Genomic DNA, 21,754 nt, shown 5'->3' with positions numbered 1-21,754 from the left:
GGATTATTCTTCCATTTGTCTAATTTTTGTTTTCGACAAAATACACTATGATAACGACGAACACACTTTTACATCTACACTTATTAACTTTTTTCTTACATAAAAGAAAAAACCTCTCTGAAATACTCAGAGAGGCTGTCAAAATCAATCGCTATTTAAATTACAAAACTTTCTTTATTCCAGATTTACCTGTTGTGGTAATGACACGAACCAAGTAAACTTGGTCTTGGATTACACCCGGTAAAACAATAGTTTGTTGATTCACATTCTTTTGTTGAACTACAACACGACCTTGCAAATCAAACACAATAACTTGTGCCATCATTTCATTGGCCTGAATATGAAGCGTTCCTTCTTTTCTTACCACTTGGAAATGATTTGCCTCCAATTCTTGTGAAACAGTACTCAACGCATTTTGATATACTAATTCGAATCGGCTATTAAATGTCCCAGCCTGTGATTGGAAGACATACGGACCTGCATTCAAATTATGATAGGTATTATCAGCTAAATCATGCAAGTAGATAGCTTGTGATCCACCAGTAAACAATCCATCCACTCGGTCAATTGCTATTGTCATCATACCGGGTGTCGTTGCTTTATAACTCATGGGCACCACATCGGCTGCATCAAAAGGAACGGGTCTTCCATTTACAACGTACTGAGAGGTTCCAATTAAAGTGGTCAAAGCTAAGTTTCCATCGTTAAATAATTTACTATCCGTAGCATCTGCCGCTAAAGTTCCGTTACTGAAGTAACCCACTACTGCTTGCGCAAAATCATTACCGCTAGTGATATTCAACCAAATACGGTGTTTTTCTGTATTTTGTGTAGCAACACCTTGCGTTTTAAACATCTGATTCGCATTGTTCCCCACACGTTGGGTATTGTTAAATACTACGGATGTCGCACTACCTTTCGCTTCTACAAAGAATCCTTGTCCCACTTGGATAATACCATTCGGTGATTCCGTATAGGCTTCTCCATTATCCACAAATGTATCCGTATCCATATTCCATGTACAATACGAAGGTTTGGTTGCATTGTTGGTTTTTCTCCAGAAATACAAAGTAGGCTCAACGTTTGATGCATTATCACTGTAGAATTGCGCAATATCCAAGGTCGAGGGATACGGATTACTTACCGCATTGTACCCAAAACCTGATCCTGTATTGCCTAAAGTTACTGTATAGGTTCCGTTGTTTGGAACTCCCGTGAACGAACCGTTCCATACCGCTGCTGCCGTAGGATGGTTAAACGGTAAACGAATCAAATACCCTTTACCCGCTTGCATAGCGTGTGTCGCATAGTCACTCACCGTGTTATAAACGTTGGTTGATGGATTATACTGATAAAAACGAATATTTGGATTTACAGAAGTCAGCGGTGAAAAGTTGAACAAATTCTGTCCCGCCACCGGAGAACCCCATAAGATATAATCCAAACGAATCAATGGATTCGAAGCGCGTTTTACCACGATGTTTCCGCTATTCACCGCATTCGGATTTACTTGAATCAAGTTGGCATTACTGTTTACTGTAAAGCTACTTCCTGAAGCTACTGAAAGCGCGTTTTGTAAGGTTACATTCGATCCCGAAGCCACCGAAACGATAGCATTGTTTGAAATCACTAACGCACAGGCTTGAAGGTTACTTGCAATGGTTAAATTACCTGTTACAAAAGCAGCCGTCGTAGCATCTGGCGCACCGTTACTCCAGGCTGTTCCATCCCAAGTTGTGGTATTTACAGCAACTGTAGCCGTTTCTGAAAGGGTTACCGGACATTGACCGTTGTCTACCGATACCAAGTTTAAAGTTTGTGAGGCCGTAGCTCCCGTTACCGTAATGGTAGCCGAACCGCCGGTTAATACCGTAAACTGAGTTCCACCTCCATTTAAATTATAATATAAAATCGCATTGGTTGTTCCACTTACCGTAAAGCTAATATCGCTTCCATAACATTGGGACGGACCGTTGCTAGCTGTAATACTCGCAGTTGCTAATGGATTTACCGTCATAGTTACAGTGTTTGATGTCGCAGGCGAACCTGTCAAACAAGGTGAAGCATTGGATGTCATCACCACAGTTACCACATCGCCATTTTGTAAAGCTGTAGTCGTATACAAAGCGTTATCTGTACCTACATTATTGCCATTCACTTTCCATTGGTAAGAAGGTGTTGAACCTCCGTTGGTTGGTGTAGCCGTAAACGTTACCGAAGTTCCTGCACAAATCGTAGTTGCTGATGCAACGATGCTAACACTTACAGGAGTGTAGGGTAAAACGGTCATTGTAATTTCATTAGAAGAAATGGAAGAACCAATTAAACAGGGTGATATATCATTTGAATCCATAACTACACTCACTACTTCACCGTCCAATAATGTACTGGTAGTAAAAGTACTCGAAGTCTCTCCAATCACATCATTTCCATCAATTTGCCATTGGTAAGCTGGTGATGTACCTCCATTTGTAGGGGTTGCGGTAAAAGTAACACTTGCTCCTTCACAAACAGTAGTAGAGGCTGTACTAATAGTAACACTTGCCAACACCAATGGGTTAACGGTCATTGTTATTGTATTTGAAGTTGCTGGTGAATTTACCAAACAAGGCGTAGCATTTGAAGTCATTACTACAGTAACTTGGTCTCCATTGAGTAAATCAGTAGTCGAGAATATAGGATTATCGGTTCCTACATTGATACCGTTGATTTTCCATTGATAAGAAGGTGAAGCTCCTCCATGAGTTGGAGTCGCGGTAAACTCAACCAATTCACCATCACAAACCGTAGTTGAAGCTGTAGCAATAATAACACTAGCTGGTAAAGACGGATTAATTGTCCAAGAGACTGTATTATAAGAAGATGTTGTACAACCAGGACCCGTTGCCGTTCTACGTGTACGAACAGTTACAGCGGTTTCTCCAGCAGTAGCTATAGGAGATCCTGAAGTGTAGGCCACAAATGCACCACCACTTAAACTGACTTCTAATTCATCCATTACAGTTCCAATACCTCCCGTTCCTGCGGTTGCCGTCACGGATACATTTGTTCCATCACAAACACTTGAAGTAGCTGGAGAGGGCGTTAAAACCCCTGCAGTTAATGGTACATCAACTACAACAGAAACTGCATTAGAAGTTACAGAAGACGCACATGTCCCTGTAATCACAACATCATAACTACCTGCATCACTAAGAATTGGATTGGTCAGGGTTAAAGTCGCTGTTCCTTGTCCGGAAATTACGGCTCCATTTAATACGGCCACTCCCCCTTTTCTCCAAGAATAGGTCAGCCCAGCTCCTGTAGCTGTTACTGACAACACTTGTACACCCGAACCTGAACAAGTTGTTATGGGTGCTGAAGGTTGTGAAGTAATAGTTGGTACGGAACAGTTATTATTAATCTTACCTGTTGTCGCTGTGAAAAAGGTAGCATTAATATTTGTGGCTCCTGAACCTGTGCCTCCCCAAGAACCCGATGCACGTACAACTCCGCCCAGAATCAATCCATTGGTAGTATGTGTTAAACCAGCCGTTAAATTGGCGATGGTTCCTGAATTAATGGAAATCGTATTTGTTACGGTTGTCGTAGCTGAAAAAGTTTTAGTACCCGAACCTGATAATGTTAAATTGTAATACGGTAATACTGCAATGGATTGTGCTGCGCCTGTGTATTCAAAAGTACCGGTTCCCGCATCAAATGTTCCACCTGTTCCACTCACTGTACCTGCTAATTGTAGCGTACTTGCTCCTCCATTTAACGTTCCTGCCGTTCGAGTTAAAGTGGTAGAAATTGTATGTGTTAAACCCGTGCCCAAATGCAAAGCTCCACCTGTTCCATTTATTGTTAATCCCGCTGCAGTAACATTAGCTGTAAAAGTAGCTGTTCCAGAAGTTTTGGTCATGCTCACCACACCTGTAGTTGTGAAACCAACAATGGTTTGTGTTGCCATGGTACCTTCAATTACTACAGCCGAACTTCCTGCGGTAAAATTTCCTAAGCGATTAAAATCACCTCCCAAATTCAATTGAAAATTATTAGTAGCTAATGTTGCCCCCGTATTAATGGTCAGTGGAATCGAAGTATTGAACACTTTTGCATTGTTCATTGTGATGATACCTGTATTGGCAATCACCACTCCTCCAGTAGCCGCAAATGGTGTAATCCACTCTACTCCGGCAGTTCTTGCTGTAGCAGTATTGTAAATCAATTTGGCAGCGCTACCATAGGTGGGAGCCGCTGAAACAGTTGCAGTACCCTCCATGGATACAGTATTTGTTGCTGTACAATTGGCTGTAGTTAGTGTTTTAACACCCGAATTGGAAAACGTCAAATTATAAAATGTAGTCGCAGATGCAGAAAGTGTTTGTGCTCCTGCAGCTCCAAAGTTTACTGTACTGGTACCGGCAGTAAAAACAGTTCCTGTTCCATTCCATGCTGTAGCACTAACTGCATTTACATTTAATGTACTCGAACCTCCATTTAATGAACCTGCAGTTAGCGTAATGACACCCGATGATGTATGTGTCAATGCAGCTCCTAAGTTTAATGTCCCTCCTGTTCCATTAATAGTCAAACCTGCAGAAGTAACATTACTTGTAAAAGTAGCAACACCCGCAGTCTTGGTCATACTAACCAATCCTGTAGTTGTAAATCCAGAAATGGATTGCGTAGCCATCGTATTGTTGATAACGATTGCAGATGATCCTGCCGTAAATGTTCCTGAATTGGTAAAGTTTCCTCCTAATGTCAATTGAAAATTTCCAGTAGCCAAAGTAGCTCCCGTAGCAATTGACAATGGAATTGAGGCATTAAAAACTTTAGCCGCATTCATCGTTATAGTTCCCGTATTGGTCACTTGAACTCCTCCTGTAGCTACAAATGGAGTAATCCATTCCACTCCAGCGGCACGAGCAGCTGTTCGATTATATCGTAGAGTCGCAGCGGCTCCATAGGTTGGAGCAGCAGATAAAACTGCGTTTCCTTCCATAGATAAAATATTATTTACTTGACAACGGGCTGTAGTTATCGTTTTTGTTCCTGTATTTGAGAAAGTCAAATTATTAAAATTGGTAACAGGATTATTGGATAAGGTTTGATTACCCGCAGCTCCAAAATTTACGGTACCCGTTCCTGACACAAACACAGTTCCTGATCCATTCCAAGCTGTAGTACTTACAACATTTACATTTAACGTACTTGAGCCTCCATTTAAAGTCCCTCGTGTTAAAGTAACAACCCCTGTTGTAGTATGTGTTAGTGCTGTACCCAAATTTAACACACTACCTCCAGTACTGTTGATGGTAATACCTCCACAGGAAATATTTCCGGTCAATGTAGCTGTTCCTCCATTTTTAACCATATTCACTATTCCTGTTGTTGTAAAACTAGCAATTGATTGTGCCGCAGCACCAGTGAATCGGATTTGAGTACCTGTTAACGTATGGGTTCCCATAGTGGTTACATTACCCCCAAAATACAAACGACCGGTAGTGCCATTAAGCGTACCATTATTGGCAAATGTTCCCGTAACAGTTAATATTTGAGTAGCTATACTTAAAGTACCACCCGCATTAACAGTTACATTTACGGCAGTAGCTGCAGCTGTTAAATTTACCGTTGCTCCAGTTGCTATAATTGCATTATCCGTAGTTGCAGGAACTACGCCTCCAACCCAAGTTGTTGTTGCATTCCAAGCGCCCCCCGTTGCTGTACTGGTGATTGTTGCTCCTTTGGAAATGTAGGATAACAAAAAGAATAATGTCAGAACTACTAAATTCTTCACATTGATGTGTGCTGAATGTAAATGCAGCTCCTTATTAATGAGTACTGTTGTTTTCATAAGATTTGTGTTGATTTGACTTCAAATAGTCGTAAAACTTACTTCTATTCGGAACCAAATATCACAAAAAATAATCGACGAAATGCAATTTTTTATCGATAAAAAACAGAAATAATCGACGAAATGCAATTTATTGTATTTTTAAATCACCATTTCTTACAAATAAAAAGAGCCAACTTGAATTTAGCTGACTCTTTTTTCTTACTATAAAGTACTGTGTATTATTTAATTCACTTTTTTGGATAGAATTTTTCCATCATTAGTTTTAACAACAACAATTAATGTCTGTTGTGCCCCCAAGAACGGAACATTTACATTTTGTGAAGTATTCCCTTTACTGCTGGTTAACATTCTTCCATTTAAGTCATATACATAAACATCTTGAATTGTATTTTGCAATAATTGAACTTTGATTAATGGCTCCGTATGTGTAACCAATAAATCTTCTGAACTAGGCGTAACTTCGATTGTACCTAAGGCATTTTGATATACCAATTCAAAACGGTTGGCAAATGTTCCTATTGGAGATGTGAAAGAATAGGAACCTGCATTCAAATTATGATAGGTATTATCAGCTAAATCATGCAAGTATATTGCTTGTGAGCCACCTACAAATAACCCATCCACGTGATCAATGGCTATAGTCATTGTACCCGCTGTAGTTGTTTTATAGGATAATGGCACTACATCAGCAGCATCAAAAGGTACTGGACGACCATTTACAATATATTGCTCTCCATTAATAGGCGCAGTTAACGCTAAATTCCCATCGTTAAATAATTTACTATCCGTTGCATCAGCGGTTACTGTTCCGTTACTGAAGTAACCTACTACGGCTTGTGCAAAGTCGTTACCACTGGTAATATTCAACCAAATACGGTGTTTCTCTGTATTTTGAGTAGCAACACCTTGCGTTTTAAACATTTGGTTGGCATTGTTCCCCACACGTTGGGTATTGTTGAATACTACAGATGTCGCACTGCCTTTCGCTTCTACAAAGAATCCTTGTCCCACTTGGATAATGCCATTCGGTGTTTCCGTATAGGCTTCTCCATTATCTACAAACGTGTCCGTATCCATGTTCCATGTACAATACGAAGGTTTGGTTGCATTGTTGGTTTTTCTCCAGAAATACAAAGTAGGCTCAACGTTTGATGCATTTTCACTGTAGAATTGCGCAATATCCAAGGTCGAAGGATACGGATTACTTACCGCATTGTACCCAAAACCTGATCCTGTATTGCCTAAAGTTACCGTATAGGTACCGTTATTTGGAACTCCCGTGAACGAACCGTTCCAAACTGCTGCTGCCGTAGGATGGTTAAACGGTAAACGAATTAAATACCCTTTACCCGTTTGCATGGTATGCGTAGCATAGTCAGCAATTGAATTGTAAATATTTGTTGTAGGGTTATATTGGTAGAATCGAATATTAGGATTTACAGAAGTCAGCGGTGAAAAGTTGAACAAATTCTGTCCCGCCACTGGTGAACCCCATAAGATATAATCCAAACGAATCAATGGATTCGAAGCGCGTTTTACCACGATGTTTCCGCTATTCACCGCATTCGGATTTACTTGAATCAAGTTCGCATTACTATTCACCGTAAAGCTACTTCCTGAAGCTACTGAAATCGCGTTTTGTAAGGTTACATTCGATCCCGAAGCCACCGAAACGATAGCATTATTTGAAATCACTAACGCACAAGCTTGTAGGTTACTCGCAATGGTTAAGTTACCGGTTACAAAAGCAGCCTTGGTAGCATCTGGTGTACCATCACTCCATGATGTTCCATCCCAAGTTGTGGTATTTACAGTAACTGTAGCCGTTTCTGAGAGGGTTACAGGACATTGACCGTTGTCTACCGATACCAAGTTTAAAGTTTGTGAAGCCGTAGCTCCCGTTACCGTAATGGTTGCCGAGCCACCGGTTAATACCGTAAACTGAGTCCCTCCTCCATTTAAATTATAATATAAAATCGCATTGGTTGTTCCACTTACCGTAAAGCTAATATCGCTTCCATAACATTGAACAGGGCCATTGTTAGCTGTAATACTTGCTGACGCTAATGGATTTACTGTCATCGTAACAGTATTTGAAGTCGCAGGGGAACCCGTCAAACACGGTGAAGCGTTTGATGTCATCACAACCGTTACCACATCGCCATTTTGTAAAGCTGTAGTCGTATACAAAGCATTATCTGTACCTACGTTATTACCGTTCACTTTCCATTGGTACGAAGGGGTTGAACCTCCATTGGTTGGTGTCGCTGTAAACGTTACTGAAGTCCCTTCACAGATGGTTGTCGCTGATGCTGCAATGCTTACAGAAGCTGGTAAACTCGGTATTACAGTCATTGAAATACTATTGGATGTAGCAGGTGTACCATTAACACATGGTGTTGCATTAGAAATCATCACCACAGTAACTACATCACCATTAACTAAACTAGTTGAAGCATACGTTGCACTATCTGTTCCCACATTATTTCCATTTACTTTCCACTGATAAGATGGAGTTGTTCCTCCATTGGTCGGTGTTGCAGTAAAAGTTACATTAGTGCCCTCACAAATTGTAGTTTGAGAAGCCGCAATATTTACTGATGCAGTAACGTAATTATTAACCGTAACCGTTGTTGAAGCCGATGTTGAACAACCTAACGCGTTTGTAGCAACAACTGTATACGTTGTAGTTACAGATGGTGTAACTCCTGAAGGGTTTTTAAGCGAAGAAGTAAACCCAGCTGGAGAAGAAGTCCATGCATAGGTACAATCTTCTGGCGTTGAAGAAATACCACTTACTGTAACATTATCAACTGCCCAATACCAATCCCAACTTGCATCGTATTTGAAACGAACATAAACGGTTGGTTGATTGATATAAGCATTAATATTCAAAGTCACCAAACTAAAATTGGTAGAAGTACCTTGAGTAGCTGTATAGGGACCCGAAAGCGTTGTCCAAGTTGTACCATTGGTAGAAATTTGAACTAATCCAGTTTCTGAACCATTATAGCGGTAGTAATGATAAAAAGTTAAATTTGCAGAATTCATTCCCACAGTGCTAAATGCAGGGGATTGAAGAATCGTTGCAGTTGTAGATCCATTTCCTTGTGCATCACTGTTGGACATGTAAAACTGTGAAGCATCATTACTATTGAAAGTCTCAGAACTTACCGTATACCCATTTGCACGCAAAGTCCAATCCGCTAATGCGGGTGTACCACCTGTACCAGTATTGGTTAAGGTCCAACTATTTGTTCCTGCATTGAAATTCTCAGAAAAAACAGTAATTGGAGTTGAGAAAATATTAGAATTAGCAGCAGCTGTTAAATTTACACTACTACCCACACAAATTGAACTCTGACTTGCAGTAGCGGTAACATCTGTAGGCTTTGGATTCACAGTAAGCGTACCTGTTACTATCGAAGATGTACAACTGCCTGTAGGAGTTACGGTATAATTAAATACCCCCGTAACTGTAGGAGTTCCAGAAATTACTATTGAACCATCTGTGTAGGTTCCTGTAACCCCAGCTGGCAATCCTGTAAAAGTAGCCCCATAAGCACCCGAACATGTATACGTAATGGTTGTAATCGCACTACCAAAACAAATGGTTTGATTATTTGTACCTGTACCTGATGTCAATACATTGGAACATGTCCATGAAACGACTACACGACCATTCGCTCCAGCTCCACCCGTTCTACTGTTTGTGTTACCCGATAGTACGCCGCCGCCGCCGCCGCCAGGAATACTTCCTGCGTTACCATTTCCATTACTTCCTGAACGTCCTGCTCCTCCATTTCCTCCACCTGTCGGCGCTACACCTCCAGCCGGACTTCCTCCATTTGTTCCATTTGCAGCAGTACCGGCAGAAGATCCGCCTCCGCCTCCATTGTTACCATTAGAACCATTAGCTCCATTACCTCCTGAAAATTTAACATCACCAACTGAAGCAGCTGCTGATCCACCGGTTGCTCCACCTGCAGTATTATTGGCTACTGAGTTCCCTCCTTTGGCCATAACAGTAGCTGCAGTGTTAAAATAAGAATCACCACCAGCAGTTGTTCCTGTACTACCAACACCTACCACAACAGTGTAATTTGAATTAGGAGTTACTGCTTGTGAATTTTTGCGGGCATAAGCACCCCCTCCTCCTCCACCGGTTTCAGTACCGTTACTTGCCGTGGATCCACCACGTCCTCCACCTCCCCAGCACTCTACAGTAACTGAACTTGTGTTGTGAGGTGCTGTAAAAGTTCCATCAGCATTGTATGTTGATGACTGAGCCATAAGTTGACCCACATTGCCAAAAAACAAAAACAACAAAAACAAATAACAGAATCTCTTCGATAATTGTGTGTACATTTTTTCCATTTGCGTTATATAAATTAATTAGAGCGATTTGAATACAAAATTAGAAGTACTATAGATAAAAGTTGGCAAACTTACGGCAAACGATTTAAAAACTCGACAAAGTCCACTTTTTAAGATTTTTTTTGAATTTCATCGATAAATTTCACTTTTAACCGAGACCAGAAAGGACTAATTCTTACAAAATAAACACCTAAAATCATTTGAATTACAACGTTTTAACAAAATTATCAGCTAAATACCTTACAATTAAAACTTTGTTTTTTGTAAGTATTTTAGTATTTATAGCATAACGTATTGAAATTGAGGTCGCAAACATTTAACATTTTTAATGCATATACGTAACAATTCGCTCCATAGTTTTAAAAAATTATTTAAATCTATTTCCTACAAAAAAAAGAGCTGCCACTAATGACAGCTCTTTCACGCTCTAATTTAACGGGAGTTATTTTTTATAACGCTTTCTTCACTCCTGTTTTCTTATCGGTTGTAGTTACCTGAACCAGTAAAACTTGGTCCGCAACTTGCACCGGTACCGTTACTTCTTGTGCATTCACATTCGTAACTTGTGTGATTAATCGGCCATGAATATCATAGATAGACACAGTTTCTAATGTAGTATTGGCTTTAACACTTACTTTACCGTTGGATTTTACCACGGCAAAAGCAGTTGCATCTAATGTTTGATCGATTGTTCCTAATGCATTTTGATATACCAATTCAAAACGGTTTTCAAAAGCACCCGCTTGCGCTGTGAAAGTATACGGACCATTATTCAAATTGTGATACGTAGCTGTTTCATTATCCTTCAAGAAAATATCTTGTGCTGTATCCGCAAACAATCCGTCTTTGTGATCGATGGCAATCGTATATGTTCCAGCAGTTGTTACTTTCAAATTCATCGGCACAATATCCGACGCATCAAAAGGAACTGGACGACCATTCATAATGTATTCTGTACCATTAATTTTTGAATTCAACACCGCAATACCGTCATTAAAGAACTTGGCGTCAGTAGCATCAGCACCCAAAGTACCTCCTGTGAAATACCCAACCATCGCTTGAGAGAACTCTCCTGCTGCACCGGTAAGATTCAACCAAATACGGTGTTTCTCTATAGTTTGTGCACTTGGCGTTGCGTTACGGAACATTTGGTTGGCATTGTTACCAATACGTTGTCCGTTGTTAAATTCAACACTGGTTGAAGCGTCTTTGGCTTCTACAAAGAATCCTTGTCCTACTTGAATAGCACCATTTGGATTCTCTGTAAACGGCTGATCGTTATCAATGAATGTATCGGTAAATAAGTTGTACGAACAATACGAAGGATTCGACGTACTGTTGGTTTTTCTCCAGTAATACAAAGTAGGCTCAATGTTATTCACGTTATCCGCATAGAACTGTGCCATACTTAAAGTCGATGGATACGGATTACTTACCGCATTATAACGGAAACCTGCTCCATTATTCGCTAAGCTAACCGTTACCGTACCGTTGTTAGGTACGCCTGTAAACGAACCTGTCCAAGTGGCAGGTGCCGTAGGGTGGTTAAACGGTAAACGAATCAAATAGCCTTTTCCAACATTCATTACGTGTGTAGCATAATCAGAAACTGAATTATACGAATTCGTTGTGCTATTATAAGAATAGAAACGAACAGTCGGACTCACAGAAGTCAACGGTGAGAAATTAAAGATATTCTGCGCCGCAACAGGTGAACCCCATAATACATAATCAAAACGCATTAATGGGTTGGTTGTACGTTTTACTACGATATTTCCACTATTCACAGCGGCTGGATTCACTTGAATCAAGTTGGCATTACTATTTACTGTAAAGGTACTTCCTGAAGCTACTGTTAATGCATTTTGTAAGGTTACATTATAACCTGAGGCAACCGTAACCACCGCATTGTTATTTACAATTAAACTACAAGCTTCAATATTAGAAGTAATGGTCATGTTACCCGCAATGATAGCTGCTTTAGTTGCTGAAGGCGCACCATTGCTCCATGCTGTACCATCCCAAGTAGTTGTTTCAACAGTTACTGAAGCGGATTCAGACAAAGTAACCGGACAAATTCCATTGTCAACAGATTCTAAATTCAAGGTTTGGGTTGAAGTCGCTCCTGTAACAGTAATGGTAGCGGAACCTCCTGTTAACACAGTAAACGCTGTACTTCCTCCATTCAAATTATAATATAAAATGGCATTCGAAGTTCCTGTTACGGTAAAGGTAACATCACTACCTGGGCAAAGTGCCGGACCGTTAGTACCAGAAATCGTAGCCGCAGCTAAAGCATTTACGGTGATAGCAATACTATTCGAAGTAGCGGGCGAACCTACTAAACAAGGTGTCGCATTGGAAGTCATTTCTACGGTTACCACATCACCATTAGCCAAAGCCGTTGTAGTGAAAATAGCATTATCTGTACCCACATTGTTTCCGTTCACTTTCCATTGGTACGAAGGGGTTGTGCCACCGTTCGTTGGTGTAGCAGTAAAGGTTACTGAAGTTCCCATACATATCGTAGTTGCTGTAGAAACAATAGCTACCGAAGCTACCGTAGAAGGAGTAACAGTAACGGTTACTGCATTCGAATATGCCACGGGACGTGTCCCATTTTGAACTACAGCTCTGAAATACGTAGTAGCTGTTAAGTTACCTATAGTAGCTCCACTCAAAGTAGTAGCTGTGGAGGCAATATCTACTGGCGTTGTAAACAATGCATCACTTGCCGATTGCCATTTTACAATAGAACCGCATTGACCACTTACATTCAATGCAGCAGGTTGTGTTCCTTCACAAATGGTTTGATCACCTGTTGCTGTTCCGCCTATAGAAACCGCTTCAACTGTAATTACATTTGAATTTGCAGTAACAATTGATCCGTTGATTGCACGAACTCTGTATTTATATTGAGTACAAGAAGTTATACCAGTCACTGTAGTAGATGTAACTGCTCCTAATACCATAGGGTTATATCCTGACAAAAAGGTTTGATTAACGATAGTTTGATCAGCTGTTAAAATGATATCATCTACTCCAACTCCTCTACCTCCTGCTGCACCCAATGTTTGAAGACGAATCTTCACTTGAGTTCCTGTATAACTATTTAAGTCAAACACAGCTTGATTGGTTAATGTTGTCGAACCAGGGATACGAGTTCCAAGGGTTGTCCATGTGGAACCATTATTAGTCGAAATAGAAACTGTAATTGTAGCTTCAGCTGTTGATGGCCCTCCAAAAGTACGTGCCTTGAAAACCAAAGATTTATTAGACAAATTCGAAAAATCCATTGCAGGACTAATCAATACTGAAGTTGAAGTTAACAATTGATAATAACTGTTTCCAGAAACAGTTCCTTGAGTAGCCGTTTCTGTCCAACCCGATGCACCTAAAGTACCTGTATTATTTAAAACAGATAATCCTGGTGTAAAAGTGGTCGTTTCTTGATAAACATCTAATTGATATCCTGAAGCGCCTGTAACCGCATTCCAATTCGCATCAAAAGATGTCGCCGTTGCATTGGTGTCGGCTGTAGCTACCGATGTATTTAACGCCGTAATCGAAGCGGTTAAACCTGAAGGTTGTGCTACAGTATAGTTACCAGCCTTTGTTCCTGATAATGTATAACCTGACACGGTAACCACTTGGTTTGCACCCGGTAATGCCGTTGCAAAATTAGCGGTCGGTGTACCGGAAAGACTTACCAACAACTCGTCACCCGAAACAACACCTACTAATGTAGCGGTTCCTGCTAAAGTGGCCGTTGTAGTACCGTCTTGTACTTTGTCATTGGCTGTAATGCCAGAAATTGTTAATCCTTTTGCTCCAACAGTAAACGATTGATTTACCGAGGTCGCTGCTGTATAATTAGCATCGCCCGCTTGCGAAGCTGTAATTGTAGTAGTCCCTACTCCCACGATTGTTAAAGTAGCTCCAGAAACAGTTGCCACATTGGTATCAGAACTGCTATACGAAACTGTTAATCCTGAAGAAGCAGTAGCCGTTAAAGCTATAGGAGCATCCCCATAAGTAGCATTGGCTAATGCACCAAACGTGATGGTCTGACTTCCTTGCGCAATAGTGAAGGTTAATGTTGCAGGTGTACTTGTACCCGCCGCATTTGAAGCGGTTACGCTAACTACAAATGTTCCAGCCGCTGTTGGCGTACCGGTAATTTGACCAGTTGTAGTATTTAACGTTAATCCTGAAGGTAATGTACCCAATGACACCGCAAATGAAGTGGGTGAATTGGATGCAACAATGGAATATGAAAACGCAACACCTACAGTACCTGATGGCGAACCTGAACTGACTACCGGTGTGGCAGCCGTAATGGTTAATACCCCATTATCGTTGTTCCAAACTCCATTGGTTCCTCCGTATTGGTAATAGGTACTGGTTGATTTTTTAAAACGAGAAGCATAATAATAGGTACCTGGCGTTAAACCTGCCGCAATATTGGCCACATATTCGTCATTATTTCCCGATTGTGTATTATAAGTAGTGGCAATCCATGTCCAACCCGCACCGTTGGGATTGGAATTGGTCGAACTGTAACCCAATTCAGCTGTTAATCCTGCATTGGCTCCGCCAGCTTCTGTATAACTAGGCTCATACGCTTGAATGTAAACGTTTAAAGTACCGCCTTCAGCCACTGACCCCGAAGCAGGGAATTGAATATTAGCAAAATCAACCACATCAGGATTTACAGTAAGTACACCACTGTTATTACTCCATAATCCACCTACACCACCATAGCTGTATTCAGTACTGCCCGTTTTTTGAAAACGCGAAGCATAGTAATAGGTACCAGGTGTTAACCCTGAAGCGATATTAGCAAAATATTCATCATCATTTCCAAATTGCGCATTAAACGTAGCCGGAATCCATGTTGTCCAAGTATTTGGATTTGTATTAGAAGCATTTACTCCAATCCAAGCCGTTATGTTGGCACTTGCACCCGCGGGAACAGTAACCCCCGGCTCATACACACGAGCATAAACGGAATAGGTACCGCCTTCTGTAATTGAACCTGAAGTAGGCGATTGAATATTGGCAAAGTCAACAACATTTGAAGTGACGGTTAAAACACCATTATTGGCTGTACTTGACCAGTTACCTGCTGTACCACCATAAGTATAAGGCCCTGAATTTATTTGAAAACGAGAGGCATAATAATAGGTTCCAATGGCTAAACCACTACCTAAATTGGCCACAAACTCATCATTATTTCCTGATTGAATATTAAATGTTGCTGCCACCCATGTCCATCCTCCTAATGAAGGATCTGAATTGGTTGCGCTGTATCCAATCCATGCAGACAAACCTGAACCAGCACCTGCCGCTTCTGTTAAGCCTGGCTCATACGCTTGTGCATATACAGCAACTGTTTCACCCTCGCCAATAGTAGCACTGGTTGGGAATTGAATGTTACAGAAATCGGTTGCGGCAGATGATAAAGTTGTTAAACTTTGAGACGTAGAATTTCCACCAGCAAATTCATCAACAGTGTATTGAGAAGCACCACGAACTCTATAATAATAAGTAGTATTGCCACTTAGCCCTGTAACATTTAACGAGTTGGTTGCTTGACCAGAAACATATAGATTGTTATAACCCGACACTAAACTTGTGAATGCAGCATCGGTTGCGACATCAATACGATAACCTGTAACACCTGACACAGCTGTCCAATTGGCAGTAAATCCAGAGGAGGTAATAGAAGAAGCTGCATTAGATGTTGGAACAGCTGGTATTGGATCAATTAAAAAGTTATCAAAATCCGTTGTACCATTAGCTCCAGAAATAACATACTTAATATCAGTTAAAGTTTGAGTTGCAGTAGTTGCTGCAATATCATTAAAAACTTTTGTTGTCCCAACCCAAACATCTTGTGTATCATTGGCAACCGTTTCAAAAGTACCGTTAGGAGCACGATAAGTCAAAGTTGCTCCAGAGTTGTTGATGGCTAACAAAATTGTTTGAACACCGGTAAAATTGGCCGAACTTGTTCCACCACCAATATCCCGTAAAGAAAATTGACCTGCTGTGGTCGTAAAGTTAACACCGATTCGAGAATGGGTATTCGCATTAGTCTCTGTACTACTCGCCGTACCAAAACCACTTCCTATCTGAAATGTAGCTGCATTTGTAGTTGCTGTAGAATTTGCACTTAACGTAAAATCAAAACGGTACAACAAACTGGTTGGGGTTCCTGTAAAATCAGTCGTTCTAGAAAATGCCCCTGCATTTCCTGTACGTGCAAATCGCAGTTTATTCGATGTTGTCGTATTGATCGACAAAACTGTACCTGCCCCAGAGGTAGAAATCGCATTGAACTGTCCGTTTGTTGGAGTAGTAGCATTGGCATAATCGGCTACGGTTGTAGACGAACTAAAATTTTGTTGGAACAATTGTCCAAAGGTTAAAGTATTTGCAAATACCAATAACACGATTAAGAATAGCCATCGCAAGCTGTAGGTTGGCATACTTGATCCGTATGCTTTCGAAGTAGATTTTTCCATCATTCGATACTGTTTTAGAGTCTAATTTCGCCTTTTACCCTGTTGAAAATGAGTTCGTTCAGGGGGTGTAAAATTAAGTGAAAAAACCATTTCTTCAAGCGGTTTTTTTAACATATCAAACAAAATCGATGTATAACCTTTTTTACCGACCAACAACATTCAACAACTCCAAAAAACGTTCTTTTTGCACAGTTTATGGAGGAAATCGTGTCGAAATTCGCTTTAATTTCTTGTAGTACTTTTCCATATAAGTAAGAATTTTACCCAAGAGAAGTGTTAAAAAAGTGACGTTTATCGATAATTTGAAATACACTTCAACGACCATCAAAAAAGGATAATCTATAGAAAGGAAACAGGGGTATTTCTGGGTGTACTGTCCAAAAAACTTGAAGTCATCAGTCGTAAGTCATCAGTCGTAAGTCTTAAGTCGTAAGTCTTAAGTCGTAAGTCATCAGTCATCAGTCATCAGTATAGTTATAATTCATAATTTATAACTCAAATCTCCTCTCGCTTTATTAAACATTACTAACACACTTTGGTATATATACAGCATAGATATAGCATAGATACAGCATAGATATAGCACTGATACAACACTAATAGAGTACTATTAAAGTAGTATAAAAAATACCTAAAGGTATTACTAGGTGTATCCTAAGTAATAGTGATTCTCGCTTTCCTTTTTGTCAAACCATCCCAAATACACCCCACAGAACATCATGACGTCCTAGTTCAATTGTAAACACATACGCTCCACTACTTCCCACAAGGCTTTTCGATACAAGAACTTGGTCAAATAGTGATTTTGTAACGGGTATTTAGTAACCAACTATAAGTCCAAATCACTATTGGGACTGGTTAAAATATACACCTCCGAATGTTCAGCAAAAGGCGTCTACATGTATTCCTCCAAAAAGTACCAACCCTACCAAATGGGCATGTTCAGATCCAGAAAGATCAGTTCGGGCATTGGTTTGCCTTGGGCATGCAAATCCAGCAGCGTTTCATAAGCATCTTTTCCATTACTACAGACGCGTATTTCGTTGACTAAACTCTTGATTTCGATGTTTCGCTGTACAATATAAAGTGGGATGCGATCATCATTAATTTAAGAGAGGAACCCGATTAATCTTATTTGGGAAGTGTAATGCTAAAGGTGGTTCCTTCATTAACAGCACTTTCCACAGCTATTTTACCACCCATACTCTCCACCTGATTTTTGGTAATAAAAAGCCCTACTCCACGGGAATCGGCATGATTATGGAAGGTTTTATACATCCCAAACAACTTTTCACCATGACGCTGCATATCAATCCCTAACCCATTGTCTTCAAAAGTCAGGATATTTTCAATGGCATCTTCAGTAACTGAGATTTTGAGATAACTACTACGCTCTAAACTGCGGTATTTGATGGCATTGGTAATCATATTCAACACAATACTATCCATGTAGGCTTGCACCCCTTTGACACGCAGTTCTGGGGGAATCCTATTCTGGATTTCAATTTCGGCTTGATGAATCGGAATTCGTAAACTTTCAATATTTTTTTGAATCAAATCGTACAACGAGATATCGGCCGATTCAATTTGCGTGAGATTCACCTTTACAATTTCAGTAAGATCATGCACCGTTTGTTTTAAATTATGGGCACCACGACGTATCAATTGGACCAATTCATTGGCTGCAATATCAGGATACTCCATATCAATCAAATCCAAAATTCCTGAAAATCCGCCGCTATGCGAACGCAAGTTATGAGAAACAATATGGGCAAAATTACGCAAGCGTTCATTTTGTTCGTTGGTAATATCCAAAAGAGACGTAATTTCCTTTTCCACCGCTTTCAAGGCACTCACATCGGTTGCCACTGCAAGATACCCCACCAATTTACCCTCGGAGCGTAACGCATTAACCGACAGCAAAACAGGGAACATCGTGCCATCTTTATGAATATATGTCCATTCCTTTGTGGTTGAATCCCCTTGACTCGCTTCATATACTAACGTTTCAAACCCCGTAATGGAAGTTTGATATTTGGCGGTGAGCGCCTGACTCTCCACTTCTATTTCACTCGCCAAATGAATTAGTTGTGGACTCGCTTTACCCACTACTTCATTGGCTTGATACCCTAATAAAAATTCAGCCCCTGAATTAAAGCGCGTGATGGTTCCGTGTATATCTGTTGCAATAATAGCCACTTGACGACTACCGTCCAAGACGGCTTGCAAATTATCAATCGCCTCATGCAATTGGCGCTCAGCTTCCTTCTCATGGCGAACATCCCGCACAAACGACCATATCAATTGCCGTTGATGCACTTCGTCTTGAATCAACACGCCTTGCAGGATTACGGGGTAAGTGGTTCCATCGGAACAGGTAATGTTCTTTTCAAAAGGGGTATATGCACTTTGGGTTTGGAGTTGTTCCAATGCCAAACGTTCTTTATCGGTGTAGGCTGGATTTCCCGAAAACCAATTGTTGGATGCCAAAAAGTCTTCATAACTAAAACCCGAGGATTGCAACAACGCCTGATTTACCTCCAGATAGGCTCCAGTTTCATAATCATTCAAGGCGATTCCTATGGGCGAAAGATCGAACAAAGCGGTGAACAAATTACGTTGATAATCCAACGCCACTTGTTGTTGTTTGGCCGCCGTAATGTCAATAAATTGGGAAATAAAATAGAGTAATGACCCCTCTGTATCCCGCACAGCAGAGACCGCAAGGATGACATGAATCAAATGACCATTCTTGTGAAAATACCTTTTCTCTAATTGGTAATGACTGCGCTTCCCGCGAATGAGTTCATTAAGTAACATCAAATCCTTATCCAAATCATCGGGATGGGTAACGGTTTGATAATTCAAGGCCAACAGTTCCGCTTCGGAATACCCAATGATCGTACAGACCTTTTGGTTTACTTTCAACCAATTGCCTTTGATATCGAGCAGTGCCATACCAATCCCGGCATTTTCAAAATTACCGCGAAAAGCTGCTTCACTAATACGTAAGGCTTCTTCCTTTTGTTTGCGTTCCGTAATTTCTTGTATCGTTCCATAAAACATTAAAGGTGCCCCCGATTCGGTCCATTCAAATACCGTACCGCGGCAATACACCCACACCCAATGTCCGTCTTGGTGTTGCATACGGCATTCCATTTCATAGAAGTCGGATACTTTATCAAAACAAGCTTGCAAGCGCCGCGAGGCTTCTACCCAATCCTGAGGGTGCGTGTAGGTTTCCCAAAGACTTGCATCACAAATTTCTGCCGAAGCAAAAGTGGCTCCAACAATGGCACCCCAACGGGCATTACAAACTAATTTACCCGTTTGCACATTCCACTCCCAGGTACCTACATTGGTACCTTCTAGAACAGATTTATAACGTATCTCATCACTCTTGAGGGTTGTGATGTCTTGAAAACTTCCAACTAATTTCTCCCCTAATTTCCGCCCCGTGGAGCGCACCCAAATATGGTTTCCTTTAGCGGTAATTAAACGAGACACCAAATCAAAAGGAGTTCCTGATTGAATGCACTCGTGTAGTGCAACATCAATATTAGGTCGGGATTCGGGATGAAAAAAAGCAAGACCTATGCTTTTGTTATGTTCAAAATCTTCAGACACTTCGTGAATGGTATAGACCACATCACTCCAAACAGTTGCCCCTGTCGCGATGTCAAGCTCCCAGGTTCCCAATTGATTGACAGCTTGAGTGGCCTCCAACAATTGATTCTTCTTTTCCAATTCAAGATACAACGCTTCTAATTGCAAGTTGTATTTGCGGTTTTCAAAAAGCTTCACCGTTTGACGAGCCAACTTTTGCAATTGACTAATCTGTTCAGACGTTAAGGTTTTGGGTTCATGATCAATAGCACATAAGGTACCCAAGGCATAGCCATTGGACTCGACCAAGGGAAATCCTGCATAAAACACTACATTGGGATCTTCTACAGTCAGCGGATTATCAAAAAAGCGTTCATCCTTTCGTGCATCTTCCACGATTAAAGGTTGGTGGGGGTCCACTATAGCATGAGCACAGAACGCAATATCACGAGGTGTTTCACGTACAGTCATACCTCGATGCGAGAGAAACCACTGCTTATCTTCGGTAATTAAACTGATTAAAGAAATTTTAGTACCACAGATTTGGGCAGCCATCGAGGTGATGAAGTCATAGTCTTCATGCTCATCCAGCCCGATAAGTTCATAGCTTTCCAGCTCCTGAAGTCGTTCCTTTTCATGAATAAAAATGGGAGCTTTTTTCATAACATATCAGTTTTATAAAAATTGTTTTTCAACAAATTGGGTAAGTATTATCAGTCAGATTCTGGGGATATCGGCACAAACATACATTACTCGAGTATAAACTATTCTTAATTCTTTTAAAACTTTTAAAAAAAAATAACATAAGAATTGAACTTTATTCTTCACTGATGCGTCAGGATTGAGAATATGCGAAAAAGTTTAATTGATTTAATGATTAAAGAATTACGAATTAGGTAGGAATATTTGTATGGCGCATAAAAAAGGCCTCTCTAATGGAGAGGCCTTAATTTATATCATCTTAAAGAAAATTGATTATCGTTTCACTACACGTAGTGTTTTGATATTCTCACCTTGTGTTAAGATCACATTGTAAACACCTGCTGGGAAGTTAGCCCCTACTTCTGTGCTTTCCACTGAATCGGATGAAACCGTTTTCGATTCCACCATTTTACCTAACATATCATATACTTGAATTGTATAATCTGCTGTGCTCGCTGAATTCACTTTGAAGTAGCAATTCTCTGCAAATGGGTTCGGATAAACAGTCACTTCAAAAGCCATTGGTTCCGTACTTGTTTCTACCGCTCGTGCATTCATAGGAACAATAATCGAGCACGTTTTACTAAACGATCCAAAATCAGGTTGGTTGGGCATTTTCACCGCTACTTGCACGGAATACGTTTCACCAGGAACCAAGCCCGGGAAATCAGTCAATCTAAAGTAGTTCGCATTT

General features: G+C 40.5%; 5 protein-coding genes. All 5 read right to left on the bottom strand.

All coding sequences use genetic code 11. The features are described 5' to 3' along the window. Positions 1-160 precede the first annotated feature (160 nt). Complete coding sequence (locus tag EQG61_RS07590; RefSeq protein ID WP_129461325.1) at positions 161-5,842, bottom strand: hypothetical protein; 5,682 nt, start codon at positions 5,840-5,842, stop codon at positions 161-163. Positions 5,843-6,067: 225 nt separating this feature from the next. Continuing rightward, positions 6,068-10,222 (bottom strand): glycine-rich domain-containing protein, encoded by a 4,155-nt coding sequence (locus EQG61_RS07585; protein WP_129461324.1) that lies wholly within the window; start codon positions 10,220-10,222, stop codon positions 6,068-6,070. Between the two features lie 449 nt (positions 10,223-10,671). After that, positions 10,672-16,755, bottom strand: a complete 6,084-nt coding sequence (locus EQG61_RS07580) for a YDG domain-containing protein (protein WP_129461323.1) — start codon at positions 16,753-16,755, stop codon at positions 10,672-10,674. Positions 16,756-17,883: 1,128 nt separating this feature from the next. Continuing rightward, entirely contained in the window at positions 17,884-21,021 is a 3,138-nt protein-coding gene (locus tag EQG61_RS07575) for a PAS domain S-box protein (RefSeq protein WP_129461322.1), read from the bottom strand. A 312-nt stretch (positions 21,022-21,333) separates the two neighbouring features. After that, the coding region (locus tag EQG61_RS07570) for a T9SS type A sorting domain-containing protein (RefSeq protein ID WP_164974908.1) at positions 21,334-21,754 on the bottom strand (421 nt) is incomplete at its 5' end.

The organism is Flavobacterium stagni, from assembly GCF_004122105.1.
In the GTDB taxonomy this organism is placed as follows: domain Bacteria; phylum Bacteroidota; class Bacteroidia; order Flavobacteriales; family Flavobacteriaceae; genus Flavobacterium; species Flavobacterium stagni.
The sequence above is the reverse complement of the archived record's forward strand: the minus strand, read 5'-3'. Positions and strand labels throughout refer to the sequence as shown.